General features: G+C 71.5%; 4 protein-coding genes. All 4 read right to left on the reverse strand.

The window, feature by feature from the left end:
* Window positions 1–99: 99 nt before the first annotated feature.
* Window positions 100–672, reverse strand: a complete 573-nt coding sequence (locus VF647_12610) for a hypothetical protein (GenBank protein ID HEX8452934.1) — start codon at window positions 670–672, stop codon at window positions 100–102.
* Between the two features lie 3 nt (window positions 673–675).
* A complete protein-coding gene (locus tag VF647_12615) occupies window positions 676–2,316 on the reverse strand; it encodes a fibronectin type III domain-containing protein (protein HEX8452935.1) in 1,641 nt (546 codons plus the stop codon).
* Between the two features lie 116 nt (window positions 2,317–2,432).
* Complete coding sequence (locus tag VF647_12620) at window positions 2,433–5,153, reverse strand: TonB-dependent receptor (protein ID HEX8452936.1); 2,721 nt, start codon at window positions 5,151–5,153, stop codon at window positions 2,433–2,435.
* Between the two features lie 375 nt (window positions 5,154–5,528).
* Window positions 5,529–7,235: ATP-binding protein (locus VF647_12625; GenBank protein ID HEX8452937.1), on the reverse strand; the 1,707-nt coding region annotated here is incomplete at its 5' end.

A 7,235-nucleotide genomic window follows, 5' to 3' on the forward strand; every position in this document is an offset into this window, starting at 1 on the left:
CTCCCGTTCTAACTGGCCCCGCTGGCGGGGGCAGACCAGCAGCCCTCTCCTGTTATCGGGAGAGGGGGCAGCGAGGAACGAGCGGGGGTGAGGGCCCCCTCACAACCCGTTCGCGTACCCCACCATCTTGTACCGCCCCCCGCGCTCAATCACCGTCCCAAACCACCGATCCTCCCCTTCCGCCAGCCGCACCGTACACCTCTCCCACAGCCGGTTCTCGCCTTCCGCGACCGGCGCGTCCTCACACTCATGCCCACGGAACCCCGCATCCGCGCCGCCGTGCCGGCGCAGGAGGCGCACGATGCCTTTTTCGCTGTTCATCTGCATCTGGAACCAGAGCAGCGCGGGGTCGGTGCGGAGCGGCGGGCGGGCGAAGCGGCTCGTGGGGAAGTACAGGTAGGCGAACTCCGCGCGGTTCATCAGCAGCGTCCGGAGCTCGGCCGTGTCCTGCGTTTCCACCGCGCGCACGAATCGGCGCACCAGCTCCCCGCGCGAGGTGGCGCCGCCGGAGAGGGAGTCGACCTCCGGCAGGCCGGCGCGGAAGCGGCGCATCGCTTCCGCGGGTGGGAAGATGCTGTCGACCACGACCGATTGCGCGGCGGGGGGAGCCGCCGGCGCATCGGGGGCGCACGCGGCGAGAATCGCGGTCAGCAGGACGGTGGACCTCGTCATTGCTCAGTTGCGGACGTAGGTCGTCCAGTTCGCCCACCAGCGGGCGCCGGTCGGGTCGGCGGCGCCGCGGTAGGATGTGCCGGTTACGGCGGTGCCGGCCTTTGTGGCGAGCGTGCCTGTGAAGGTGGCGAGGCCGCCCGTGCGCGCTGCGGAGGTGGCGGAGGGTTGCCAGTCCAGGCCCGCCGCACCGCGCGACACGTCGAAGCTGCCGAAGAGGGAGGCGGTGGCTGAGGGGGAGGTCTCAATGGCGTTGGCGACGGCATCCAGGGTGAAGCGGCCGCTGCCGGACTCGAACAGGGTGCCGTTCTCCGCCGCTAGGACGTTGCGGATGGACAGGTCGCCCGCGGTGATGCGGTCGTTGGTGGCCGCGTCGCGGATGGCGAGGGCGGCGCCCGGCCAGCGCGCGATGATCCCGTTCACGTAGAAGCCGCCCGCGCCGCGCCGCAGCACCGCCCCGAACCCGCCCGCCGCGGGCACCACCCCCGGACCCGTGCCGATCATGGTGAAGTTGGCGAAGACGGGAATCGTGTACGGCTGCGAGCTCTGGCCCGCGATGCAGTTGGCGCCGCTGCATCCATCGACCTCGAAGCCCTGCGGATCGGTGGAGCTGTTACCCGAGCCGGCGCGCGGCGTCAGGATGGTGCTCTGCAGCGCGATCAGGAACTGGTTGCGCCCCACGAACCCTTCCGACGCGTCGAAGTGGTCGTCGCCCGATTCGTAGGAGACGAGGTACTTCGCGTTCACCGCGCCGCCGAACCACTCGAAGGAGTCGTCGAGGCCCGCCATCGCCTGCACGTAGTTGATGCGAGTCCCGCCGCCGACGGCGGCAAGGGTGAGCGAGTTGAGCTCGGCGTCCGGCACGGGGCCGAAGCCCGCGAACTCGATGCGCACGTAGCGCAGCTCGCCGCTGTCGTCGGCGTTGCTGGTGCCACCTGCATAGTTGACGGCCACGTTGCTCCCGCCGGTGTTGGAGCCCTCCAGGATCACCGGGTCGCCGCGGTTGATGATGCCGTTCCCCACCAGGATCAGCCCGCCCCAGTCACCCGGCTGCCGCTGCCCCGCCGCGCGGTGCGAGGTGAAGACGATCGGCCGCGCCTCGGTGCCCACGGCCAGGATCTTGGCGCCGCGCAGGATGAAGAGCGCCGAGTTGGCGTTCCCCTCGATGCGCGTGCCGGCATCGACCGTCAGCGTGGCGCCGTTGGCGACGTGCACCCAGTTGTTGAGCACGTACAGCGTGTCCGCATGGAGCCGGCGGTTGCTGGTGATGTCGGCGGAGAGCGCCACCTCGGGACGGTTGCTGGTCGCGACCATCGCCTCCGGGCCGAAGTCGCTGCGCCCGCTTCCCTTGAGCGCCGCCACGCGGTAGCGGTAGCTGGTTTCGGGGAGGAGCCCGGTGTCGTCGTACGTCACGGACTGTAGGGTGGCAACCTTGGTCCAGTCGGTGGAGGTGCCGGTGGCGCGCTCCAGGTCGTAGCCGCTCGCGTCCGGCACCGCGTTGTAGCTCACGCGCACCGATGACGGGCCGGTGGGCGTGGCCACGAGCCCGGTGGGCGCGAAGAGCTCCTCGTTCGTGGGGCTGCCGTCGCACGCGGCCACGGCGACGAGCGCCAGGGCGGCCAACCACCTGCGGGATGCTGCGATCATTGCGCTTTTCTGCTCGGGGTTGAAAAAGATCCGGCGGCGCCTTCGCAGCGCCGCCGGAATCCTAGCGGGGCGACGTATCCGCCCCGCGCATGCCCTGTCGCGATCATGTCACGGGGTCATCGCTTCAGCGTCGCCCCCACGCTCAGCGTGCGCCCCATGCGGTGGTACTCGCGCACAAGGTCGCCCTGACGCACCTCGTACGGCTCGTCCAGCAGATTGCGCGCATCCACCTTGGCCTCCACGCCGCGGCCCACCGGGAAGCGGAGCGAGAGGTCCAGCACGTGGCGTGGCAGCTCGTACACGTCGGGGAGCGGAGCCTCGGCCGCGCTCACGATCCGCCGGCCCGCCACGTTGAAGAGCACGGTGGCGCTGGTGCCGCCGTCCGCGTACGTCACGCCGGTGTTCAGCACGTAGGGCGACTGGCCCACCATCGGGCGCCGGTCGCTCGTCTTGCTGCTCAGCGAGTCGCCGATCTCGATGCGGCTGCGCATCAGCGTGGCGTTGGCGAACACCGTCAGCGGCTCCAGCGTCTCGGAGAGCATGCCCAGGTCGGTGCGCATCTCCGTCTCCAGGCCGTAGTTGGTGGCCTGGCGCGCGTTCACGAACGTGACGACGGGCGTGCCCGAGGTGGCGAGATAGACGCGCTCGATTGGGTCGTGGAAGCGCTTGGCGAAGAGGCCGAAGCTCAGCAGCTGGCCGCTCCCCGGATACCACTCCCAGCGCGCGTCGGCGTTGTCGATGAGGGCGCGGCGCAGATCCGGGTTGCCGCGCACGCTCTCGCCGCCCAGCACCTCGCGGTACAGCACCGGCGCCAGCTCGCGGTACTCGGGGCGGCTCAGGGTGCGCGTGAGGGAGAAGCGCAGGTTCTGCACGTCGGTGAGCGACACGTTGACCGCCGCGCTCGGCAGGACGTCCGTGTAGCTGGGGCGCGAAGTGACCGCCGCGCCGCTGGTGGGCGCCGCGTTCAGCACCACTTCCGACCTCTCCAGCCGCGCCCCGCCGATGAAGCGCACCTTCTCCATCAGCGCCAGCTCCACCATCCCGTACCCGCTCGCCAGCCGGTCCGCCGCGTCGTACGAGCCGCCCGCGCCCAGCGGCGTCACGTTGAAGATGCGGCTTCCCGGCTGGGTGTAGCGACCGTCGAAGATCTCCTCCGGCCGCGCTTCCCGCTGCTCGCGCGTGAGCGTGCCCAGCGCGGAGACGCTGTACGCGTGGTTGTCCGCCTGGCGGTCCGTGGCGCGGTACAGCCCGCCCAACTTGATGCGGTGCCCACCGATCTCGTGCTGGAAGTTGGCCGCGCCCTCCAGGCTCGTCTCGCGCAGGTCGCTGAAGGTGCGCACGGCCCCCTCGTTGCTCCCGCCGAACCATGCCGGCGCCAGCTCCACGCCGGTGGCCGGGTCGCGCTCGCGGGCGTACACGATCTCAGACCGGTCCGGCTCCACCCGCTCCACGCCGCTCGAGGTGAACGACCAGTCCACGCGGTTGCGCCCGGCGATCAGGTACTCGCCCGAGAGCTGGTTGCTGCGCACGCTGCGCTCCACGTAACGCAGTCTTTCGATGTCCAGCGGCAGGTTGGCGTTGATGCGCTCGGTGAAGCCGCTCTCGCGCCGCGCCTCGTTGTCCGCGCCGCGGTTGTACGAGTTGTTGAGCGACACGCGCCCTGCCGTCCCCAGCTTGGTGCTGACGTTGAAGAGGCCGCCCCACAGCACGCTCGTGCGCCCCGTGGTCCCCGCGAACTGCGACTCGATCTGCGGACGCGCATCCTGCCCCGCGATCACCGTGGCTCGGATCTGCTCCTCCGACGCCTCCGTGGCGCGCGTGTAGGTGCCAGACGCCAGGTAGCCGACGTCGCGCCCAAACATCCCCCGCGTGCCGCCGAGCGAGAAGCCGCTGGAGAGGTTGGGAAGCTCGCTGGCCGGCCGCGCGCTCCAGGTGTTGCGGAACGAGCCCGCGATCCGCGTCATGTCGTCGCGCGTCAGGTTGGCGAAGCTCCCCGCGCCGCGCACCATGAACGGCACCTCGCGCGAGCGCCCGCCGAACGCCAGCCACTCGTTCCCTGCGCTCGGCGCGAAGGGGAGGGTGCGGGCCGTGCCCACCGTGTTGTAGGCGGATGCGAAGGAGAAGGTGAACGTCGGGCGCGCCGGGAACTCGCGCGTGCGGATGTTCACCTGCGCGCCGCTGAAGTCGCCCGGCTGGTCAGGCGTAAAGGTCTTGGAAGTGGTGATGGACTGCAGGAGCGCCGCCGGGAAGAGGTCGAGCGGCACCACCTTGCGCTCCGGCTCGGGGCTGGGGATGCGGGCGCCGTTCAGCGAGGTGGTCGTGTAGCGCTCGCCGAGCCCGCGCACGAAGACGTACTTCCCATCCTGCACCGTGACTCCGCTCACCCGCTGCACCGCCTGCGCCGCATCCGAGTCCGGGCTCCGGGCGATCTGCTCGGACGTGACGCTGTTGACCACGCCGACCGCCGTGCGCTGCTCGTCCAGTGCCCGCGCGACGCTCCCCCGCTCGCGCGCCGCCGTCACCGTGATTCCGCCGAGCGACACCGCCTGCGCCGCCAGCGAGATGTCCAGCGTCACGGCGTTCGCCCCCACCTGCACCCCCGTCACCGTCTTCGTTGCGTGCCCGATGTGCGACGCGGCCACGCTGTACGTACCGCTCGGCACGCCGCGGATCGTGAACGTCCCATCGACGCCCGTAACGGCGCTGCGCACCGGCTGCACGATGACGGCGACGCGCGCCCCGGCGACGGGCTGGCCGGTGGCTGCATCCACCACCCGCCCCCCGATGCGCCCCGCCTGCGCGGCGGCGATCCCGGGGAGGAGGGCCAAAAGAAACACTGCGAGTGCGGTCCTGAGGGATCGGCTCGGCATTCGTCACGTACTCCGTTGAAGAAGGGCCGGCGCGCGCGCCGGCCTCGGTGTATCGTGACGCTAGCCGTGCTTCACATCGGTAGGAGCTTCGGGGAGTCACCGTCCCGTCACGAACCGGGAACGGTATAGGTGGGCGTCCGAAAACAGGGGGATAAATCCCCCGGCTGGAACCACGCGAAGACGGCTGAAGCCGTCTGGAGTGCGGCAGGTTGCGGTGCACGCCGGTGACACGGGCGCGATGAATCGCGCCCCTACGGTATCCGTGCGGCGCACAACGCGGTTCTCCCCCTCACCCGCCCTGCGCCCCCGCAGGCGGGGGAGGGGGCCGGGGGGAGGGGGCCCTCACCGCCCCGCCGCCCGCTCTACCTCGCGGTCGTGCATCTCCTCCTCCACCACGTCCGGAGCGGGGAGGAGGAAGCGGATGGTCGTGCCGCTGCCGGGCGTGCTTTCGGCGTCCACGGTGCCGCCGTGGGCCTCTACGAGGTGCTTGACAATGGCGAGGCCCAGCCCGGTGCCGCCCTCCTCGCGCGAGCGGGCGGCGTCGGCGCGGTAGAAGCGCTCAAAGATGCGGGGGAGGTGCGCGGCGGAGACGCCCGCGCCGTCGTCCGTGACGGAGACCTGGATCCACTCGCGTCCGTCGTTGCGCTGGCCGGCGGAGCGCGCGCTCACCTCGATGCGTCCGCCCTCTGGGACGTAGCGGATCGCGTTGCCCACCAGGTTGGACAGGATCTGGCGGAGCGCGGCGGGGTCGGCGAAGACGAACTCGTGCTCCGGCGGCACGTCGGTCACGAACTCGACGCGCTTCCTCTCCATCTGCACGCGGCCGGGGGCGATCGCCTCGTGCGCCGTCTCGGTGATGGAGACGATCTCCGGCTCCACGCGGAAGCCGCCGCTCTCGATGCGCGACAGGTCCAGCAGGTCGTCAACGATGCGCTGCAGGCGGTCCGCGTTGGCTTTCACCGTCTCCACGAACTGGCGGCGCAGCGCGGGCGGGAGATCCTCATCGAGCAGCGTCTCGCTGAAGCCGCGGATGGCGGTGAGCGGCGTCTTCAGCTCGTGCGACGCGTTGGCCACGAAGTCGCGGCGCACGTCCTCCAGCCGGCGGAGCGCGGAAACGTCCAGGAACACCATCACCGCGCCGCCGCCGGGGAGCGGCTGCGCGGTGGCCAGGAGGCTGCGGCCGTCCTGCGTCAGCTCCGCGGGCCGCACCTGCGCGCCCTCCAGCACCCGCCGCACCACGTCCAGGAAGGCCGGCCGCCGCGCAACCTCCTGCGGGGAGAGGCCGCGCGGGTCGCCCACCAGGTTGAAGATGCGGCGCGCGGCCGGGTTGGTGCGCCGCACGTGGCCCTCGGCGTCCAGCGCGATCACCCCCTCGGCCATCGAGTCGATCAGCGCCTGCATCTCCGCGCGCTCGCCCTCCAGCTGGCGGAGGCGGCGCTGCAGCTCGCCCGCGAGGAGGTCCAGCGCGTCCGCGAGCTCCCCCAGCTCATCGCGCCCGCCGAGCCGCGCGCGGCGCGTGAGGTCGCCGGCGGCCATGGCGCGCGCCGCCCTGACGATCTGCCGAAGCGGCTGCGTGATGGCGATGGAGAAGCCGAGCGAGAGGAGCCCGGCCAGCACCAGTGCCACGAGCCCCACGCCAAAGATCCCGCGCTGCACCCGCGCCACCGCCGAATACATTTCGCTGAGCGGATCGGCGACGCGGATGACGTTCCCGTCCGCCGCCTGCAGCGCCATGTAGAGCTGCTCGTCGCCCAGAGAGCTGCTGAGCCGGATCGCGACGCCGATGCGGTCGCGCCCCTGCCGCGCGTCGCGGATCTCGGGGCGGTCGGAGTGGTTCTCCAGCCGCCTCACCCGCGCCGCATCCACCTCCGAGTCACCCAGCACCCTTCCGTCCGGCGCGACGATGGTGACGCGCCGGCTGCTGAGCGCGCCCAGCCAGTCCGCCACCTCGTCCGGGTGTGCGGTGGGGCGGGTGGCGTACAGCGCGCGCGCCAAAAACAGCTCCCGCCGCAGATCCGCGGAGAGCCGTTCGGTGAGGTGCGTGCGCAG

It is taken from the genome of Longimicrobium sp., assembly GCA_036387335.1.
In the GTDB taxonomy this organism is placed as follows: Bacteria; Gemmatimonadota; Gemmatimonadetes; order Longimicrobiales; family Longimicrobiaceae; genus Longimicrobium.

Coding starts and splice junctions, on each gene's coding strand:
- VF647_12615 (HEX8452935.1), bottom strand. CDS start 2,316: ATGATCGCAGCATCCCGCAGGTGGTTGGCCGCCCTGGCGCTCGTCGCC.
- VF647_12610 (HEX8452934.1), bottom strand. CDS start 672: ATGACGAGGTCCACCGTCCTGCTGACCGCGATTCTCGCCGCGTGCGCC.